General features: G+C 64.6%; 10 protein-coding genes. All 10 read left to right on the top strand.

Features of this window, described 5'->3' with window-relative positions; translation table 11 throughout:
• The first annotated feature begins 223 nt into the window (after positions 1 to 223).
• On the top strand, positions 224 to 11632 hold the full coding sequence (locus LBW87_RS10450) for a filamentous hemagglutinin family protein (RefSeq protein ID WP_225201378.1): 11409 nt from the start codon (positions 224 to 226) through the stop codon (positions 11630 to 11632).
• 159 nt (positions 11633 to 11791) lie between these two features.
• On the top strand, positions 11792 to 12424 hold the full coding sequence (locus tag LBW87_RS10445) for an RNA polymerase sigma factor (protein ID WP_225201377.1): 633 nt from the start codon (positions 11792 to 11794) through the stop codon (positions 12422 to 12424).
• Positions 12425 to 12553: 129 nt separating this feature from the next.
• Positions 12554 to 13057 (top strand): dihydroneopterin triphosphate diphosphatase, encoded by a 504-nt coding sequence (gene nudB, locus LBW87_RS10440; protein WP_225201376.1) that lies wholly within the window; start codon positions 12554 to 12556, stop codon positions 13055 to 13057.
• Positions 13058 to 13107: 50 nt separating this feature from the next.
• Positions 13108 to 13899, top strand: coding sequence for an endonuclease/exonuclease/phosphatase family protein (locus tag LBW87_RS10435; protein WP_225201375.1), 792 nt, complete (start codon positions 13108 to 13110; stop codon positions 13897 to 13899).
• Positions 13900 to 13960: 61 nt separating this feature from the next.
• Positions 13961 to 15124: a cardiolipin synthase ClsB gene (clsB, locus tag LBW87_RS10430; RefSeq protein WP_225201374.1), complete on the top strand. Its 1164-nt coding sequence runs from the start codon at positions 13961 to 13963 to the stop codon at positions 15122 to 15124.
• A 120-nt stretch (positions 15125 to 15244) separates the two neighbouring features.
• Positions 15245 to 16420: an acetyl-CoA C-acetyltransferase gene (locus LBW87_RS10425; protein ID WP_225201373.1), complete on the top strand. Its 1176-nt coding sequence runs from the start codon at positions 15245 to 15247 to the stop codon at positions 16418 to 16420.
• 67 nt (positions 16421 to 16487) lie between these two features.
• Complete coding sequence (locus LBW87_RS10420; protein WP_225201372.1) at positions 16488 to 16865, top strand: RNA-binding S4 domain-containing protein; 378 nt, start codon at positions 16488 to 16490, stop codon at positions 16863 to 16865.
• 68 nt (positions 16866 to 16933) lie between these two features.
• Positions 16934 to 17365: a hypothetical protein gene (locus LBW87_RS10415; protein ID WP_225201371.1), complete on the top strand. Its 432-nt coding sequence runs from the start codon at positions 16934 to 16936 to the stop codon at positions 17363 to 17365.
• 192 nt (positions 17366 to 17557) lie between these two features.
• Positions 17558 to 18256 carry a TetR/AcrR family transcriptional regulator gene (locus LBW87_RS10410; protein WP_225201370.1) on the top strand — a complete coding sequence of 233 codons (699 nt, stop codon included), beginning with the start codon at positions 17558 to 17560 and terminating at the stop codon, positions 18254 to 18256.
• Positions 18257 to 18279: 23 nt separating this feature from the next.
• Positions 18280 to 20070, top strand: coding sequence for an acyl-CoA dehydrogenase C-terminal domain-containing protein (locus LBW87_RS10405; protein WP_225201369.1), 1791 nt, complete (start codon positions 18280 to 18282; stop codon positions 20068 to 20070).
• The last annotated feature ends 74 nt before the right edge of the window (positions 20071 to 20144 follow it).

Below are 20144 nucleotides of genomic sequence, written 5' to 3'. Positions count from 1 at the left end.
GTACCCGTGCCGGAGTTGATGAGCGCGCGCTGCAAGCGTCGGCATCGACCCCAAAAAAATAGTTGAGGGATTCAAGAGTCCCGGTTCGTCTTATCTCATCGAGTTTTCTTCATCGCTGTGGCAACACGCCGGCGAAAGGAAAATCCATGAGCGTGGCTGTCCGGCGCGAGGCGGATAGCCGATCTGAATTGGCATTGACTCAACTATTGGGCTGGGACTTCACATGGGCATACGCGGACACGCAGCAGCCAGGCTGCACAAGAGCGCGCAAGAAAACCGGGCAGTGCAGCAGGGGCGTTTTCGCATGGCGCCCATTGCGCGGGCGATCACCTTCCTGATTGCTGCCGAAGGAGTCTCTGGCGTCGCCTACGCACAGCGGGCCTTCAGTCCCGCATGGTTCTCGGCCAAGGGGGCGGTACAGGCAACGGCGGCGGCGACCGGCAGATTGCCCAACGGGACTCTGGTATCGACACTGGGCAACACCGATGCGCAGCAACGCGCCAGTGAGCAGGCCCAGCGCTCCATCAATAACCTCAACTTTGCAGCGCGCACCATTGCCGCACAGGCCGCCGCGCAGGCAGCGGCACGCCAGGCGGCGCTGGCCGGTGGCTCCGGCGTGCCCGACGGCCTGGCCGAAGGCGGTATGAAGGTCGATACCAACAGCCTTACCGCAGGGTGGATCGGCGCGCAGAAGCCGACACAAGGCACGGTCGATGGCCGGACCCAGGTGGCCATCGAGCAGACTGCCGAAAAGGCCATCCTGAACTGGGAGAGCTTCAACGTCGGCAAGAACACGACGGTGCAATTCAACCAGAGAGGCGGCGCCCAGGCTGACGGCAGCAATGGCTGGATTGCGCTGAACCGCATCAACGATCCGAGCGGCCGGCCCAGCCAGATCGCCGGGCAGATCAAGGCCGACGGATCGGTCTACCTGATCAACAAGAACGGCATCATCTTCAACGGCAGCAGCCAGGTGAATACACGCTCGCTGGTCGCTTCCAGCCTGGCGCTGTCAGACAAGCAGTTCAACCTCGGCATCAACAACGCACAAAAGATCAGCAACCAGGGCAACGACTTCCCGATTCCGCAGTTCGGCTTGTTTACCTCGGAAAAGCCCAATATCTACGGCGCTTCCGGTTTCCAGGCCGGCGTCGGCGGTGCGCCTGACCGCATGGGTGGCGTGGACCGTTTTGACCCCGGCGCGGCGCCCGGTGAGGTGACGGTCGAAGGTGGCGCACGGTTGATGGCCGAGAGCGGTGGCAAGGTCATGCTGTTCGCTCCCAAGGTACGCAATGCGGGGCATATCTCGGCGCCCGATGGCCAGGTCATCCTCGCCGCCGGTGAAAACGTCTACCTGAAGTCACCCGCAAACCAGGACGCCAACGCGGTCCGCGGGCTCGATGTGGCCGTCTCGGCCGTGCCGGGATGGGCCTTCACTGGTGGGCAGGTGATCGGCGCGCTCGGCCTGTCACCGGTGTATGCCGACATCCAGTTTGTGACAAGCCTGCGTGACGTGGTCATGCCTGAAATGGCGGCACGCGCCAAGGCGGTGGGCTATGAAGTCGTCAACACCGGCACCGTGCAGTCCGACCGCGGCAACGTCACGCTGCAGGCGCAGAACATCCGGCAGTCCGGGGTACTGGGCGCGACCACCGCGCTGAACAACCGCAACGGGTCGATCCTGGTGCGCGCCTGGGGGCAGGGCACCCACATGTACGCCGATGGGGTCGACGACCTGGTCAGCTGGACCGCCGGCACGCTGACGCTGGGCACGGGCAGTCTGGTGCAGGTGCTGCCCGACGCCGGTGACCGCAGCGAGATCGAGGCCTCGGCACTGGCCACGCGCTATCAGCCCGGCCAGGTGAGTCTCTACGGGCAGTTGATCGAGGTGCAGGGCAAGGCCGGCGTGCTGGTGCCGGCCGGGACCATCAATGTCGAGTCGTCGGTCAATCCCGTGTTCAAGCAGTTCCCCTGGTACAAGCCCGGGAGCCTGGGCGATGCCAGCCGCATCTATCTCGACAGCGAAGCTTTCCTGAGCGTGGCCGGCCTGCAGGATATGCAGGTCGACATGGCCCGCAACTTCATCGAGGCTGACCTGCGCATCAACGAGCTGCGCGATTCGCCGCTGCTGCTCGACTCCTGGTTGCGGGGCAAGAAGGTCATTGTCGACCGTCGCGCCAGCGGCACGTTCGTCGGTGGCCCGATGGCCGGTGTGCAATGGGTGACCGGCGCCGATGGCAAGACCACCATTCCCGGCGCCTGGGTCGGCACGCCACTGGCCGACGTGTCCGGCTGGGTTGGCGTGGGCAAGACCGACCTGAGCGAACTGTCTGCCACCGCCGGCAGCATCAACCTGCGTGCGGGCGGCGCGGTGATCACCCGTGCCGGATCGGTACTTGATGTCTCCGGTGGCTCGGTGCGGTATAGCGACGGCACCAACACCGCGACCAAGCTCATGGGCGCCGATGGTCGCATCTACACCATGGACCAGGCCACGCCCTACATGACCTACACCGGCATCGCTGGGGAATTCAGCAACGTGCATGCGCGCTGGGGCGTGACAGAAACCTGGCGCTCGCCGCTGATTGGCGCGAACCAGAAGGAAGCTGGCTACACCGAAGGGCGCAAGGCCGGCGACCTGAAGATCTATGCGGGCGACGCATTGGTGCTCGAAGGCGACATGCTCGGCGGCACGGTGGCCGGCAACCGTCCGCAGCAAAAGTCGGTGAGCAACAACGGGGGGCGCGTCGAGCTGGGTGAAAACACGCCTGACGGCCGGCCGTGGTCGCCCGGCACGATCATCGTCAGCCACGACCCCAAGCGGCTGGGCGCCGATTTCACGGCGACCACGAAGCTTGCCGAAGAGTTTTACATGCCGGTGCTGCCGGGCCAATCCGTTTCGCGCAAGCTGACCTACCTGTCGGACGACATGCTGAGCAATTCGGGCATGGGCACCATCGTTCTCAACAATATTCGCGGTGACTTCGAGCTTGCCGCCGGTGCCAACCTGCAACTGGCGCCGGGCGCATCGCTGTTCGTCGCCGGCACCGAAGGCTCGACCAACGACATCCGCATCAATGGCCAGATTCGCATTGCAGGCGGGGCCATCAGCTTGTCGTCGTCCAACGGCGCACTCAAGGTCAGCCGCGATGGCGGTCTCGACGTCAGCGGCCAGTGGATCAATGCCTGGCGCGATGGGGTCACCAGCGGCGGCTGGGCGATCAACGGCGGCGCCATTACGGTGAACGTGGCGAAGATATCGGCCCATCCGGATGCCGTGTTCGATGTGTCGGGCGGGGGGCGCGTGGACATCGGCAAAGACGCCCGGCCATCGCTGCGCGTGGGTGACGCCGGCTCGGTCACGCTGGTGGGCGTCACTCCCGAGCTGGACCTGGCAGCGCTGAACTTGCGGGCCTGGTCTGCAGGCGCTGCCGGTAGCCTGGCGCTCGATGTGTTCTCGTCGGTACAGATCGGCGGCAGCGCAGCGCCAGACCCGGTCACCGGCAAGCCTGTCGTCACGCTGCTGCCGCCGACGCTGTATGGTGAACGTGGCTTTGGTCGGGTCTCGGTCTCGGTGCGTGGCAACGGCGACATCGTCGTGCCGGCAGGCATCGAGGTGTCGCAGCAGGCATCGAGCCTGGTGCTTGACGAGCTTGACTGGCGCTCCCTGGCCAGCGGTGTGAGCCTGGCTTCTACCGCTCCCTTGGGCATGCTGTCTCCCGAGCAACGGGCCACGCGCAAACCGGCCCAGCTTTCGCTCGGCACGGCCAACGGCATGATTTCGGTTGGTGCCGGCGCCGTGGTGCATACCGACACCGGTGGCACCTTGTTGATCAACGCCGGTGGTAATCTTGGCGCAGTCGATATTGCAGGGCGGCTCGATGCAGCGGCCGGACGCATTGCGCTGTCCGGGGGCAAGGTCACCTTGCAGGCCGGCGGCGAACTGCTCTCGCGTGGCGTGCCACTGATCTACACCGACGAGCGCGGCCGCCAGGCCGGCAAAGTGCTCGATGGTGGCACGGTCGACATCCAGGCGGGTGAAGTGCTGCTGGCCAAGGGCGGGCTGATCGATGTATCCGGTGCCACGGGTGAAATCGATGGCGTGCCCGATTCGGTGCTGTTTGGTCGGCGCGCGTCGCCGACGTTGCCCAAGATCACGCTCGACAGTAACGGTGGGCTGATCCAGATCAAGGGGAAGGGGCTGGTCGAGAGCACCATGGTAGGCCATGCAGGAGGTCCGGGTGGCGTCGGTGGGCGCATTGCGCTGAACATGTTCGCGCCTTCCGCCCAGGGTGGCACGGTATTGGATCAAATCAAGCAGATGTTGAGCGATCCGGATTGCTATGGCCTGCCCGGCGACGGTGTCTGCGGCGATTGGAGCCAGGGGTTGGATTATGACTGGGCGCCGGGGCTTCGGGACTTCGGCTATGTGGTCAACGGCCCGATGATCATTTCGTCGTCGTTGATTGCAGCCCTGATCGATACAAAGGAGCTGGTGATATCGGACCGGTTGGCCGCGCCGGGTCCGCCCGCGCCGCTCGACCCGGCGCAATTCGGACTCTCGCAGGAAGCGATGGACCTGTTCCGCGACGCGCTATTCGGTGGCAACGATTTGCTGCGTGATGGCATGCAAAAGCCTGGTCAGGCCTATACGCTCACGGTACGTCCGGCGTCGTTTGCCAAGGGCGGCTTTGCCGACCTGTCGCTGCTCAATTCGTCACTGGGTCCGATTCGCCTCGACAGCGCGCGTATTGCCATGGAGCGCTCCATTTCGCTGCAGGGCAAGATCGTCGGGCATGCCGACAGTTCGTCGTCGCTGAGCGCACCGCACATCAACCTGATCGCCATGCAGGGTACGGCACCGGCGTCGCTGGCAGCCGAGGTCTCCGACGCCCGGGGCGAATTGACGCTGGCCGGCCAGTTGATCGACATTTCTTCCGGCAGTGAACCGGGCGTGTCGCCCGAAGGCAGTGTGCGTATTACCGGCTTCGGCCGCACGGTGCTTGAAGCCGGCGAAATCCGCATGGGCGGTGCGCTACCCGAGCAATTGGCTGAAGGGCGCCTGCAGATCAACCTGGACGTTGATGGACAACTGGTGCTCAAGGCCGGCCAGATCTACCCGGCAACAGCGATGATCGGCGTGATTCGCGCTACCGATTCGATCAGCGTCGAGCGTCTTGGCGATGCCATCGGCGGCAATCCACTGTCGGCCGGCGGTACGCTGCGCCTGGCCGCCCCCGTGATTGCGCAAAACGGCGTATTGCGTGCGCCGTTCGGCCAGATCGAGCTTGATGCGAGTGAACGTCTTTCGCTCGGCGCCGGCAGCCTCACTTCGGTGTCGGGCGTGGGCGTGATCGTGCCGTATGGCACCTTGGTTAATAACGAGCACTGGCACGATCCGACCAAGCCTGCGGATATCAACAATCCGTCGTCGGGTTCGCTGTCCGCACCGCCTGCAAAACGCATCAGCCTGAAGTCTCCCGATGTTGGACTGGCCAAGGAGGCGATCGTCAACATCGAGGGTGGCGGTGACCTGTATAGCTGGGAGTTCGTGGCGGGTCCGGGCGGTTCGCACGATGTGCTCAATCTACCTGGCATGTTCGCCATCCTGCCAGGGCAGGCCGGCGCCGCACCCGCCAGCGCCGGCGAGGCCGGACGACGCGTCTGGCTGGCCGGTGGTCCGGGCCTGGCCGCCGGCTGGTACAACTTGCTGCCGGCACGCTACGCGCTGCTGCCAGGCGCCTTCGCCGTGCAGGCGACCGGCCAGGCCTGGGGTGGTCCGCTGGTGCGGGCCGCGGTCGGCCCGGATGGCATCCTCTTCATGCAGGGCAAGGGCGGGAGCGTCTTCACCGGTACCCAGGATGCCCAAGCCTCTACCTGGCGTGTGATGTCCGGTGGCACCTTGCGTCGGTACAGCGAATACAACGAAGCCTTCGCCAACGACTTCTTCTCGTCCGACGCCTTCAAGCTCACCCAGTATCGCCTGAGCGGCACCAACGTGGTCACGCCGCGCTTGCCGCGCGACGGTGGCTCCGTGGTCTTCGAGGCCGGCCAGCGGCTGACGCTGGACGGTACGCTGCGATCCGCCCCCGACCTGGGTGGGCGTGGCGGGCTGGTCGACATCGCCGGCAAGAAGATCGCGATCGTGGGGGCCGGGCAGGACGCAGCAAGCCTGCAGGCCGACGGCTACCTCATCATCGATGCGACCAGCCTGTCGAACTTCGGCGCCGGCAGTCTCCTGATTGGCGGCAAGCGCTCCGGCAACGCACTCGGGCTGGAGCTGGATGTGAGCGCCACCGACATCGTGGTGCGCAACGCGGACGGCTCGGAGCTGGTCGGACCTGAAATCATCCTGGCCGCTAGCGACCGGGTGGCCATCGAGACCGGCAGCCGGGTCAGCGCCCGGGGAGCAGGCGGACGCAGCGCCGGCAATCTGGTGATGAAGCCCAAGGTAGCGGCAATCTACACCGATCCCGACGGCACCCTGGACGACAACAATGACGGTGTGATCGACGCCAAGGATGCCGTTGACGATGTACTGACCACACCGTCGCGCGACTGGGGCGCGCTGGTGCGGGTGAGTACCAGCGACACGGTCAGGGTGATCCGGCAGAATGTGGACACCTTGCAGGGCGGCCTGGTCAACATCGGCGCGGGTGCTATCGTCAATGGCGACAAGGCGTTGCTGATCGACGCCACACGGACGACGGAGCTGGCCAGTTCCGCCCAGGTGATCGGCGCCGACCTGTCGGTGGCATCGGGACGCATCGGGTTCGGCGGCGGCACCGCGGGCATGGTGCTCGATGCCGGCGCGCTGTCGCAACTGGCCAATACCAGCCACTTGACCTTGCGCAGTTACTCCGATTTCGATTTCTACCGCTCGCTCGACCTGGGGGCGGCGGGCCTGGCCTCGCTCACTTTCGATGGCGGCGCATTCGTCGGTCGCGGTGCGGGCGACGTGATCATCAGGGGTGAACGTATCGCCCTGGCCAACAGCGGTGCGAATGCCCAGGCGTCGGGCGCGGTCGGTGGCGGTGGGTTCACGCTGGACGCCGCGACCCTGGTGCTGGGCGTGGGTCAGAAGCGTTTCGATGGTTTCAGTGCCGTCACGCTGGCGGGCCGTGAACAGATCGTCGGCGAAGGCGCCGGGGAGGTGCTGTCCGGTGCTGCGCTGACGCTGCAGACGCCCTTGCTGACCGGCCGTGGTGGTGCCGTGCAAAGTGTGGTGTCGCAAGGTGCGCTGCGTGTGGTCGCCCCGGCCGGCGCGGCTGCGGCCGTCGGCGATCTGCAGGATAGCCTGGGCACACGACTCAATCTTGGTGGCGCCGATATCTTCGTCGGCAGCCGTATCGTGGCGCTCGGTGGCAGCGTCGACATGGCCGCCACCGGTGGCAATCTGGTGGTGGCAGACGGTGCAGGTATTGACGTGAGCGGCTTCGCCAAGCGCTTCTTCGACGTCGCCGAATACGCCGATGCAGGTCGTATCAACCTGTCGGCCGTGGGCGGCGACGTCAGGCTGGACGCGGGCAGCAGCCTGAACCTGGCGGCGCATCCGGGCGGCGGTAACGCAGGCATGCTGGCGCTGGCCTCCAGCGGCGGCACCGTGGTGCTGGACGGCACCATTGCCGCGCAAGCCGGCGGTGACGGCGCCATGCGCGGCAAGGCCGGCAGTTTCTCGCTCGACATCGGCATGCTGTCCGACTTCGCCGGCTTCAGCCAGCGACTCAACGACGCCGGCTTCAACCGCTCCCGGCAGTTCCGCATCCGCCAGGGTGACGTCGTGCTGGCCGGACTGACCACGGTGGAAGACTTCGGCCTCACGGCCGACCGTGGCAGCATCGACATCGCCGGCACGGTGGACGCGCGCTCGCCTTACGGGGGCCTCATCCGCATCACCGGCGGCAACGGTGTGGCCATGCGCGCCGGTGCGCAGTTGCTCGCTGGCGCCACCAGTGAACTCGGTACCGGGCGGGTCACCCTCGAAGCCGTCGGCGGACAGTTGAACCTGTCGGGCGGACGTATCGACGTGACAGGCAATGAGGGTGGCCGCGTACGGTTGCGCTCCCGCCAGAACGCCACGCACGACGACATTGAAGTCACCGCATTGAACGCGGTCGTCAGTGGCGCACGTTCAGCCGTGCTCGAAGGCGTCAGCAGTTATGACGTGCGGGATTACGACGGTGCTACGGTCGATTCGGTGAAGGCCGATGCGGTAGCCCACGCCGGCCGGTTCAGCAACGCCGCCGGTGCTATCGCCAACCGCCTTGGCACCACCCTGGCGGTGATGCCCGGCATCGAGATCAGGAGCGAGGGCGACCTGAGCCTTAACAGCGACTGGAACCTGTTCACTGATTTTGCCGGTGCTCGCGAAGGCACGCTGAGCCTGCGCGCCGGTGGCAACCTGGCCATCAACAGCCACTTGAGCGATGGTTTCGATGTCGCAGGCCGTAGCGGTGTACTGCAACAGGGCGCCTCCTGGAACCTGCGGCTGGTCGCCGGCGGCGACCTCAATTCGGCCTACACGCTGGCGATGAAGCCGCTGGCAACGCTGGCCGCAGGCAAGGGTTCGATCGTCATCGGTACGGCCAATACGGCACCGCCTGACGGCAACCTGCCTGCGCCCGACAATGGTGTGGGCAAGCTAGTGCGTACCGGCGCCGGCGATATCGAGGTACGCGCCGGACGTGACCTCACGCTGGCGCACAAGGAATCGGTGATCTATACCGCCGGTCGCCGGGATGCCACCGTCTGGACCGATTTCACCACCGCCAAGCCGAACGCCAGCTATGGCGTGGAAGGCGGCAATCTCGACATCGCGGTGCAGGGCAGCATCGCGGCCCAGCCTTCGGGGCAGCACTTCAGCGAGTGGCTCAACCGCCAGGGCACGCTGAACGCCCAACGCTATTTCGGTGAATACCAGAACGGCGAATCGGGTATCCGGCCTGATGGTACCTACGGCTACCTGACGCACCCGGCCGAACAGTCGAGCTGGTGGATCGACTACGGCAGGTTCCAGCAGGGCGTGGGCGCCTTGGGCGGCGGCAACGTGAGTGTCAGTGCCGGCGGCGACCTGCGTAACCTGCTGGTCGCATTGCCGACCAACATGCGCGTGCGCGGCGGGCGCTCGGCCAGCGAGGCGATGCAAGTCGAGACCCGCAACGGCGGCGCCTTGCAGGTCGAGGCGGGTGGCGCGATCCTGGGCGGGCAATATTACGTGGCGCGCGGCGCCGGCGAGATCCGCGCCGGTGAGACCGGCGTCGGCTACAGCGTCAACGTCGACCGCGACGACAGTGCCGGCCACTTCGTCAGGTCGAGCTATACGGTGGCGCCATTGCTGGCGCTGGGCGACGCTACGCTGAGCCTGCGCACGGCCGGCAACCTGGTGCTGCAAAGCGTGATCGATCCGTTGTTGGTGGGAAATGGCGAAGGCTTGCGCAGTGATGGGCAATTGCTCAACTACGGCGCCTACATGAGCGGCTATACCGACCGCAGTGCGTTGAAACTGGTCTCCACCGGCGGCGACATCACCTTCGTCAACCGCACACAGTTCATCTTCCGCGATCTGAAGCTGAACTTCTTCGATAACGACACGCTGGTCGGTTTCGGTGGTAATCGCTATCCGGCAAGGCTGTCGGCGGTGGCGCTCAATGGCGGCCTGTCCATCGATGGCCCGCTGTACGTGCTGCCCGGCACCACCAACGACGTGTCGCTGGTGGCCAATGGCGATATCCGCTTTGCGGCGACCCTGAGCATGGCTTACGCCACGCCGGCGATGATGCCTTCGCCGACGATGCCGGCCGGCGCCGGTTCACCGTTCAGCCAGATCAACATGGAGGCCATGCTCGAGAACCGGATCAACTGGTCGGGCGCCTCCGAAATCAAGGACCCGTATCTGCGCAGCGTCAGTAATCCCGATGTGCTGCCGCTGGTGAACGATCATGAACCCAGTCGCATCTATGCTGCGCGCGGGTCGATCTATGGACTCGACGTGAAGGCCAACGAGCAGACCTGGGTGCGTGCAGGCACCGACATCCGTGGCGTGCGCATGGCGGGCCGCAACGTGCATGCGTACGATACCACGCTGCTGGAGGCAGGCAACGATATCCTGGCGACAGAGCAGGTAACCCGGCTGGACCGCGATAACGTGACAGCTGCAGGGCTGACGGGCAACATCGAGATGCAGGGGGCGGGCACGCTGGTGCTGGCCGCCGGACGGGACGTGTACGCCGACAACCTGCAGGTCATGACGCTGGGCAACCAGCGCTATGACCAGAACAATCGTCCGATGGCCGATACCCAGGTCAAGGGGCTGCCGACCAACGGCGCGGCCATCACCGTCATGGCCGGGTTGAACGGTGCGGTGGGCTACGACGCCTTTGCCAGCGCCTACCTCGATCCGGCCCGGGTTGCCGTCATGCCGGAATACCTCAAGACGCGTGGGGCGGATGGCACGTTGCTGCCTCTGTACCTGGTTGACCAGATAGAGACGCGCGCCGGCGCACAGGAAAAGACCGTACGCCGCGGCCTGGTGTCGTATATGCAAGGCATGACCGGCGAGACGCTTACGCCACTGGATGCATGGGCGCGGTTCCAGGCCCTGCCGGCATTGGCGCGCCAGCAGTTCCTGCGCCAGGTCTATCTGCTTGAATTGCGCGAAGCAGGGCGCGACCAGAACGAACCCGGCACGGGTGGCCTGCCACGCAACGGCGGCTACAACCGGGGTTACGCCGCCATTGCCACGCTGTTCCCGGGCAACGGCTGGAAGGGCGACGTCGCTGCCAACAGCCTGATGCTGCGCACCATGGTCGGCGGCGACATCAACGTGCTGACTCCTGGCGGCGGTCTGCAGGTCGCGGCATTGGGCGCCACCGTGCCGGTCGGCTATGGCCTGGTCACGCTGGCTTCGGGTCACATCAACGTGTTTGCCAGGAATGACGTCACGGTCAACCAGTCGCGCATACTTTCCTTCGTACCGGCGGCGACTAGGCAAGGCAGCGACCAGATCATCTGGTCTACGGTTGGCAATATCGATGCCGGGCGCGGGGCGAAGACGGTGCGTGTGCCTTCTGCGCCCGAAGTGGTCACCGACCTTGATGGCGTGACCGTGATCCGCGAAAAATCGGACATGAGCGGCAGCGGCATCGGCACCGTGGGTGACGGCGACGTCGATCTGGTCGCACCGGGTGGCACGGTCAATGCCGGCGACGCAGGCTTGCGGGTGGCCGGCAACCTGAGCATTGCCGCGTTGCAGGTGCTCAACGCCGACAATATCCAGGTCAAGGGTGAAAGCAAGGGGCTCCCGGTCATCGCGGCAGTCAACATCGGCGCCCTGAGCGACGCCAGTGCGGCGGCGGCCCAGGCCACCGTTGCAGCCCAGGACGTGGTGCAGCGTGAACGCGCCGCGGCGCGCCAGGCCATGCCGTCGGTCTTCACGGTGCGGGTTCTGGGATTCGGCAATGAATCGATGGAACGCAGCGACGCCGCGCCGGCATCTTCCGGCGGCAGCCCTGCCGCCAGTCGTTACGACGCAAGCAACCCGGTGCAATTCGTCGGCCTGGGTGGCAGATTCAATCCGGCAGAACTGGGTCGGTTGACGGCGGACGAACGGCGTCGGTTGGAGCAGCACCGCTAGCCAGGTAGCACGTGGCGGGACTGCCCGCCCCGGGCCTGTTTTACGGCTCGGGACGGGGTGTGCCCGATCCGGCATCCGTACATGGACTTGCACCTTGTTGGCACCCGTCGCAGGTCCGGCGGCGTGCGGCGACGTGAGTCAAACCCTGGGCAGATCGACATGGACTTGAACATCCCGCATGACCAGGAGACATCGTCTTGGGACGAAGCAGCCGCGACGTTTGCGCACGGCGCGCAGCGGTGCACCGAATTGCAGGACTTCCTGATCGGGAACTACGAGCACCTGAAACGCCGGCTGGCGCGCCGCCTCGGCTGCGCCGACATGGTCAGCGAATGCTTGCACGACACCTGGCTGCGCCTGGAGTCACACATATTGCCGGCATCAGTCCAGAACCCTGAAGCCTACCTCTATCGCATGGCCTGCAATGCGGCCGTGGACCGCTTGCGCTGCGACCGCCCGTGGCAAACGGTGGCCGAGCCTGAATCCGAGTTGGAGCGTCTTGTCGACCAGGCTCCGGGGCCCGAGAAGATTGCAACCGCGCGCTCGGAGCTGGCCGCCTTCGAACGCGCCTTGCTACGCCTGCCCCGTCGCCACCGAGGCGTGCTGGTGGCGCTGCGCATCGACGAGATGAGTCGCCAGGAGGTAGCGGCGCGCTACGGCATTTCATTGCGCACGGTCGACGCCGCGCTGCGCCAGGCGCTGGACTACTGCGCCGAGCACATCGGCCAGCATGCGTTTGCGGGTGCCAGCCACCATCGGAGCCGTTCGTCGCTGCCGAAGCCGAGGCAATAGTCGCGATCCCGATATATGCGCCACCGGCAGCATGCTGCCGGTGGCCGCTCGCTTGCCGCCGACAGCCGATACAATGTGTCTTTTCCGGCACGTAGCTACAAGTGCCGGTCATCGCACTCCGGATGGCAGATGATGCAACCCAAACCTTACAAGATCCCCGAATCGGTATTAGTCGTTATCCATACCGCGCAATACGAGGTGCTGCTGATCGAGCGCACGGACAAGGCCGGTTTCTGGCAATCGGTGACCGGTTCCCGCGACACCCTGCAGGAAGACTTGTCAGAGACTGCCCGACGCGAAGTGCAGGAAGAAACCGGCATAACAGTTGCCGGCGGCAGCGTAGAATCAGGACACGCTGACGGATCGACCGTGCCCGGCGCCAATTTGTGCGACTGGCAACTTTCCAATGTCTACGAAATCTATCCTGTCTGGCGGCATCGTTATGCGCCCGGGGTGACACGCAATACCGAACATGTCTTCGGGCTGCTGGTGCCGCGTGAGATACCGGTCACGCTGGCGCCGCGCGAACACACGCGTTACCAATGGTTGCCCTATCGTGAAGCAGCGGATCGCTGTTTTTCGCCTTCCAACGCCGAAGCCATCCTGCAATTGCCGAGCTTCATGCGGAGTTAGTGGCGCGGCCAGGTGGCGAGCCGGACAAGAACACAAGAAAGGTTGCTCACATGAAGCTGCGCGTTGCGACTTACAACATCCACAAGGGCGTCACCTCGTTCGGCGGTCGGCCCCGCATCCTGGCGCTGAAGCAGGCGTTGGCCCAGCTCGATGCCGACATCCTGTTCCTGCAGGAGGTGCAGGGCCGGCACGACCTGAATGCCTTGCGTCACACCTCCAACTGGCCGCAGCAGGGCCAGCACGAATACCTGGCCGGCGAGACCCATCATTCGGCCTACGGCATGAACGCCGTCTACGATCACGGGCATCACGGCAATGCGCTGATTTCGCGCTTCGCCATTTCGTCGTTCCGCAACCAGGACGTGTCGGACCACTCGTACGAGTCGCGCGGCATCCTGCACTGCGTGGTGCCGGTCGATGGCGTCGAGGTGCATTGCTACGTGGTGCACCTGGGCCTGTTCGCCGGTGGCCGGCGACGCCAGACGGCAGCGCTGATCGAGGCCGTGCGGTCGTCGTCGCCGCCCGATGCGCCGCTGATCATCGCCGGTGATTTCAATGACTGGACCAACCAGCTGAGCAAGATGCTTTACCAGCGCATCGGCGTGCAGGAAGTGTTCGACCAGCCTGTCACCAAGGGGCTGATGAACGGGCTGCGTCGCCTGGGTGGGCTGTCGACGCCGATCCGTCCCGCGCGCACCTTCCCGGCTATGCTGCCGTGGTTGCGACTGGACCGGATCTACCTGCGCGGCTTCAAGGTGCACAAGGCCGAGGTGCTCAGCGAAGGTCCCTGGGCACGGCTGTCCGATCACGCACCGATCATCAGTGAGCTGCACCTGACGTAGACTGTGTATTTTCCGGTCTCGACGCATCCCGACTGTTTTCAAGTCCAATCAAAAGTCCTGCATGCGCCACCCCAATTTCACCGATGGCAATGAGGTCGCGCTGCTGCACAGCGGCGCCGCCTACTATCCTGCGCTGATCGCCGCCATCGAGGCCGCGCGCGTCGAGATCTATCTCGAAACCTATATCTTCGCCATCGACGACACCGGCGTGCTGGTGCGCGACGCCCTGCAACGGGCCGCCGCGCGCGGGGTGGTGGTGTATGTCATCACCGACTGGACCGGCACCGGGCGCGCCCATAGTGCGCAGTTGAAGCAATCCTTTGCCGCCGCCGGCGTGCAGCATCGCTCCTTCAATCCCTGGTTCCGGCGCGGCGTGGCCCGCAGTCACCGCAAGCTGTGCGTGGTGGATCGCCAGGTCGCCTTTGTGGGGGGCCTCAATATCAATGACGATTTCATCTCCGACAGCGGGCAGGCGATTCCGTTGCCGGCCCCGCGCTGGGACTTTGCCGTGCGCATCACCGGCGGCCTGGTGCTCGATATCTATCGCGAGATGGAAGCGCAGTGGTTGCGGGTGGGGCACATGAAGCTCAAGGCGCGCTGGGAAAACTTCAAGCGGCTGCGCCACGTGCTGTCGATTCCGGTGCATCACGGCGCCCAGGCGGCGCTGGTGGTGCGCGATAACTTTCGCAACCGGCGCACCATCCAGCGCGCCTATCTGCAGGCGCTGGGACGGGCGCGCGAAAGCGCCTTCCTGGCCAATCCGTATTTTGCACCCGGGCGCAAGATGCGACGCGCGCTGGAAGAGGCTGCGCAGCGTGGCGTGCGGGTGACCCTGCTGCTGGGGGTAGGGCAGTTTGCGATGCAGGACGCGGTAGCCCATTCGTTCTATCCCAAGCTCCTGCGCGCCGGTGTGCGCATCATCGAATACACCAAGACCCAGTTGCACGCCAAGGTGGCGGTGGTGGACGACCATTGGTCTACGGTCGGCTCGAGCAATTTCGATGGGCTCTCGCTGTTCGTCAACCAGGAGGCCAACGTGGTGATCCAGGATGCCGCCTTTGCCCAGTACCTGCGCCAGGAGATCGAAGCCGGCACCGCCCATGCGCATGTCGTGCACCTGTCCGATTTCGCCCATGTGCCCTGGTACAAGCGGGCCGGTTATGGCGCCGCCTTCCTGCTGTACCGCGCGGTGATCCACGTCATCACATTAGGGCGCGACGCCTGAGGCCAATACCGAAAATCCACCATATCGCCATTCATCATGAAATGGACTAAGATGGCCGTCCGGGTTTCCGATGGATGGCCGTGCAGTGGTCTTCCTGACAATCAATAAAAGGAGCGAATTATGGATGATGTCGTCATTGTGGCAGCACAGCGGACTGCCATTGGCAAGTTCGGCGGTTCTCTGGCAAAGATTGCCGCGGCCGACCTCGGCGCGCAGGTCATCAAGGCCTTGCTGGCCAAGACCGGCATCAAGCCCGAGACCATCAGTGAAGTCATCCTGGGTCAGGTGCTGACGGCAGGCGTGGGTCAGAATCCGGCGCGCCAGGCAGTGATTCGCTCCGGCCTGCCCGACATGGTGCCGGCCTTTGTGGTCGGCAAGGTCTGCGGCAGCGGCCTGAAAGCGGTGCAACTGGCGGCGCAGGCGATTCGCTGTGGCGACGCCCAGATCGTCATCGCCGGTGGCCAGGAAAACATGAGCGCCTCGCCGCATGTGCTCAATAATTCGCGCGACGGTTTTCGCATGGGCGACGCCAAGCTGACCGACACCATGATCGTCGACGGCTTGTGGGATGTCTATAACCAGTACCACATGGGTATCACCGCCGAAAACGTCGCCAAGAAATTCGATATCTCGCGCGAAGAGCAGGACGCCTTCGCCGCCGCTTCCCAGAACAAGGCCGAGGCCGCGCAAAAGGCCGGCCGCTTCAAGGATGAGATCGTCCCCATCGAGATCAAGGGCAAGAAGGAAACCGTGGTGTTCGACACCGACGAATTCGTCAAGCATGGCGTGACTGCCGAATCGCTCGGCACGCTGCGTCCGGCCTTCGACAAGGCCGGCACGGTCACCGCCGGCAACGCCTCGGGCATCAACGATGGCGCCGCCGCGGTGGTGGTCACATCGGCCAGGCTGGCGGCCGAACTGGGCCTGCCGGTGCTGGCCCGGATCAAGTCGTATTCGTCGGCTGGCCTGGACCCCAGCATCATGGGCATGGGCCCGGTGCCGGCATCGCAACTGACCTTGAAGAAGGCCGGCTGGACACCGCAAGACCTGGACCTGATGGAAATCAACGAAGCCTTCGCGGCCCAGGCGATTGCCGTCAACAAGCAGATGGGCTGGGACACCAGCAAGATCAACGTCAACGGCGGCGCCATCGCGCTGGGTCACCCGATCGGCGCCTCCGGCGCGCGCGTGCTGGTGTCGCTGATCCACGAGATGGTGCGTCGCGACGCCAAGCGCGGCCTGGCCAGCCTTTGTATCGGTGGCGGCATGGGCGTGGCATTGGCGCTGGAGCGTTGAGTTTGTGGCCAATCGTCCCGGCCTGGGCCGGGGCGACGGCTGGCATCACACGCTGAATGAATTGCTTATGACTGATACCACCCGCATCGACAAATGGTGCTGGGCTGCGCGTTTCTTCAAGACGCGCTCGCTGGCCACCGAGGCCATCGAGCGCGGTCGCGTCAAGCTCAACGGTGAACGCACCAAGCCCGCCCATAGCGTCAAGCCGGGCGACCTGCTGGCGATCGACAACGGCGCCACCGAATGGCAGGTGCAGGTCGTCGGTATTGCCGACAAGCGCGGCTCGGCCGCCATCGCCGCCACGCTTTATAACGAAACCGAAGACAGCGTCCAGCGCCGTGCAGCCAGCGCCGAGCAGCATCGCCTGTTTCGCGAACCTTCTTCCCAGCTCAAGGGGCGTCCGACCAAACGCGACCGGCGCCTGCTGGATCGCTCCTCGGAATGAATTGCTGAGCCACGCAGCGTTGTAAGATAGCGGCAGATCTCCGGCCAGTCTTATAACAGAAGGTGCGAATGTCTCAGGCAGCCCTGTTCCAGCAACCGATCCGCAAGGAGTGCCCGCCCGGCGCATGCAAGTGCGAGCGCGAGCAGTTGCTGGACGACCTGCATGCACCCGCCGCACGGGTGCTGATGCTGACCCGCGACGAAGAAAAACGCCTGATCGAGCGCATCGGTCGCATCGACACCTTCGACGATCTGCAGCGGGTGGGCATGCTGATGCAGCGCAACCTGGGCATCGTGCTGCAGATCGTGCCGGTGGCACGCGAAGTGCGTACCGTACGCGGACTGCAGATTCGCCTGCTGGATCAACCCGGCCTGTGCCACAAGACCCGCCAGACCGTCCCTGCCGCCATCCGCAAGCGGCTCGAGGAAATCCCCACAATCGTCTATGCTCTGCTGGACGCCCACGACCTGCTGGGCAGCGCCGCGCCCGGCGCCGAATGATCTCTTGCCATCAGGAAAATGAAGCATCCGCTGCTTCGCCGAATTTCGTTTGACATTTGGATGGCGATGAATAATAGTACGATCGTTCGAATATATTCAATGCGCTGAAAAAAACGCATGAAAAGGTCCCGGCGCCCGGCGCACGGAACTGCCGGCAGCCCGAGGACGGGCGCTGATATCAAAGAGATAACAATGAACGAGACCAGCAAGTCCAGTGCCGCCATCGCGCGGCCCAAGTTTTTGCGCAAGGGCGAGCAGACCCGGGCGGCGATCCTCGATGTCGCGTTGGAACTGGCCAGCCGTGACGGCCTCGAGGGGCTCACCATCGGCTTGCTGGCCGAGAAGATGAAGATGAGCAAGTCCGGCGTGTTTGCCCATTTCGGCTCACGCGAAGACCTGCAGATCGAGGTGGTGCGCCTGTACCACACCCGTTTCGAGCAAGACGTGTTCTACCCATCCATCAAGGAACACCGTGGCCTGCCCCGGTTGCAGAGCATGTTTGCGCGCTGGGTCAAGCAGGTGACGGTGGAAATCGCACTGGGCTGCATCTACATCAGCGGCGCGGTCGAGTATGACGATCGTCCGGGCGCCATACGCGACCACCTGGTAGCGATGGTGCAAGCCTGGCGCGACGCCCTTGAGCGCAGCATCAAGCAGGCCGTCGAACAGGGCCATCTGCGGGCCGACCTCGATGTCGGCCTGATGGTCTACGAGATCTACGGCCTGATCCTGGCGTTGCACCACGATGCCCGCTTCCTCAATATCCCGGGCAGCGTCGATCGCGCCCAGGCCAGTTTCGGGCGCCTTATCGAGAGTTATCGCCCGACCGGCAGCAGCGACACCGCCAGCACCCCCAAGAATTCCAAATCGGTTGCCAAGAAAGCAGCCTGAACCCAAGACCATCGGAGACAGCCATGCCCCAATACCAAGCCCCCATTCGCGATATGCAGTTCGTGCTGCACGAGCTGCTCAACGTCGAAGAGGTCTTGAAAGACCTGCCGCCGCATGCGGATACCAACCGTGAACTGATCGACCAGGTGCTGGAAGAGGGCGGCAAGTTCACCGCGCAGGTGCTGTTTCCGCTGAATCATTCGGGCGACCGCGAAGGCTGCCATTTCGATCGCGAGACCAAGAGCGTCACCACGCCTAAGGGTTTCAAGGAAGCCTACCAGCAGTACGTCGAGGCCGGCTGGCCGGCGCTGGCGTGCGACACCGAATACGGCGGCCAGGGTTTGCCGCTGGTGCTCAACAACTCGTTCTACGAGATGCTCAATTCGTCCAACCAGGCCTGGACCATGTATCCCGGCCTGTCGCATGGCGCCTATGAATGCCTGCACGCGCATGGCTCCGACGAGCAGAAGCAGCTGTACCTGCCCAAGTTGATCTCGGGCGAATGGACCGGCACCATGTGCCTGACCGAATCGCATTGCGGCACCGACCTGGGCCTGTTGCGCAGCAAGGCCGAGCCGCAGGCCGACGGCAGCTACAAGATCACCGGCAACAAGATCTTCATCTCGGCCGGCGAAAACGATATGTCGGCCAACATCGTGCATCTGGTGCTGGCACGCCTGCCGGACGCACCGCAGGGCTCCAAGGGCATCTCGCTGTTCATCGTGCCCAAGTTCCTGCCCAACGCCGATGGCTCGCTGGGCGGTCGCAACCCGATCACCTGTGGCGCCATCGAGGAAAAGATGGGCATCCACGGCAACGCCACTTGCCAGATGAACCTGGACGGCGCCACCGGCTGGCTGATCGGCCAGCCGCACAAGGGTTTGCAGGCGATGTTCGTGTTCATGAACGCGGCGCGCCTGGGCGTTGGCATGCAGGGCCTGGGCCTGACCGAAGTGGCCTACCAGAACGCCGTGACCTATGCCAAGGATCGGGTGCAGATGCGCAGCCTGTCCGGCATCAAGGCGCCCGAGAAGGCAGCCGACCCGATCATCGTGCATCCCGACGTGCGCCGCATGCTGCTGACCGCCCGTGCCTATGCCGAAGGTGGCCGCGCGTTCTGTTCGTATGTCGCGCTTGAACTTGATCGCGAACTGACCCATACCGACGAGCAGGTGCGCCGTGATTCCGGCGACATCGTCGCCCTGCTCACGCCGGTGGTGAAGGCCTTCCTGACCGACAACGCCTGGAGCGCTACCTCCGAGTGCCTGCAGGTCTACGGCGGCCATGGCTATATCTCGGAGTGGGGCATGGAGCAGTACGTGCGCGACGCCCGCATCAACATGATCTATGAAGGCACCAACACCATCCAGTCGCTCGACTTGCTGGGACGCAAGGTGCTGATGGACAACGGCGCCAAGCTCAAGAAGTTCGGTGCGCTGATCCAGGCCTTCGTCGAAGAGCACGGCACGGATGAGGCCATGTCCGAATTCATCACGCCGCTGGCCGACATCGGTGACAAGGTCAGCAAGCTGACCATGGAAATCGGCATGAAATCGTTCGCCAACCAGGATGAAGCCGGCGCCGCTGCCGTGCCTTACCTGCGCGTGGTGGGCCACCTGGTCTTTGCCTGGCTGTTTGCCCGCTCGGCCAGGATCGCCCTTGCCAAGCAGGACTCGGGCGATAGTTTCTATACCGCCAAGCTGGCCACGGCGCGCTTCTACTTCGCGCGCCTGTTGCCGGAAACCGCGATGCTGATCCGTCAGGCGCGTTCCGGCTCGGCCAGCCTCATGGCGCTGGACGCCGACCTGTTCTAAGGTATAACTGACGCTGCCGTCGTCCCGGCCCAGGCCGGGACCCAGCGACTTCAGGTTTCAATCCGAATTCGTTT

This window comes from Herbaspirillum sp. alder98 (genome assembly GCF_020179755.1).
Lineage (GTDB): Bacteria > Pseudomonadota > Gammaproteobacteria > Burkholderiales > Burkholderiaceae_D > Herbaspirillum.
This window is presented reverse-complemented; position numbering and strand designations above follow the sequence as displayed.

What these genes read in the sequence shown, in the direction of transcription:
- LBW87_RS10450 (WP_225201378.1), top strand. Translation starts at nt 224, where the DNA reads ATGGGCATACGCGGACACGCAGCAGCCAGGCTGCACAAGAGCGCGCAA.
- LBW87_RS10425 (WP_225201373.1), top strand. Translation starts at nt 15,245, where the DNA reads ATGGATGATGTCGTCATTGTGGCAGCACAGCGGACTGCCATTGGCAAG.
- nudB (WP_225201376.1), top strand. Translation starts at nt 12,554, where the DNA reads ATGATGCAACCCAAACCTTACAAGATCCCCGAATCGGTATTAGTCGTT.
- LBW87_RS10405 (WP_225201369.1), top strand. Translation starts at nt 18,280, where the DNA reads ATGCCCCAATACCAAGCCCCCATTCGCGATATGCAGTTCGTGCTGCAC.
- LBW87_RS10420 (WP_225201372.1), top strand. Translation starts at nt 16,488, where the DNA reads ATGACTGATACCACCCGCATCGACAAATGGTGCTGGGCTGCGCGTTTC.
- LBW87_RS10445 (WP_225201377.1), top strand. Translation starts at nt 11,792, where the DNA reads ATGGACTTGAACATCCCGCATGACCAGGAGACATCGTCTTGGGACGAA.
- clsB (WP_225201374.1), top strand. Translation starts at nt 13,961, where the DNA reads ATGCGCCACCCCAATTTCACCGATGGCAATGAGGTCGCGCTGCTGCAC.
- LBW87_RS10410 (WP_225201370.1), top strand. Translation starts at nt 17,558, where the DNA reads ATGAACGAGACCAGCAAGTCCAGTGCCGCCATCGCGCGGCCCAAGTTT.
- LBW87_RS10435 (WP_225201375.1), top strand. Translation starts at nt 13,108, where the DNA reads ATGAAGCTGCGCGTTGCGACTTACAACATCCACAAGGGCGTCACCTCG.
- LBW87_RS10415 (WP_225201371.1), top strand. Translation starts at nt 16,934, where the DNA reads ATGTCTCAGGCAGCCCTGTTCCAGCAACCGATCCGCAAGGAGTGCCCG.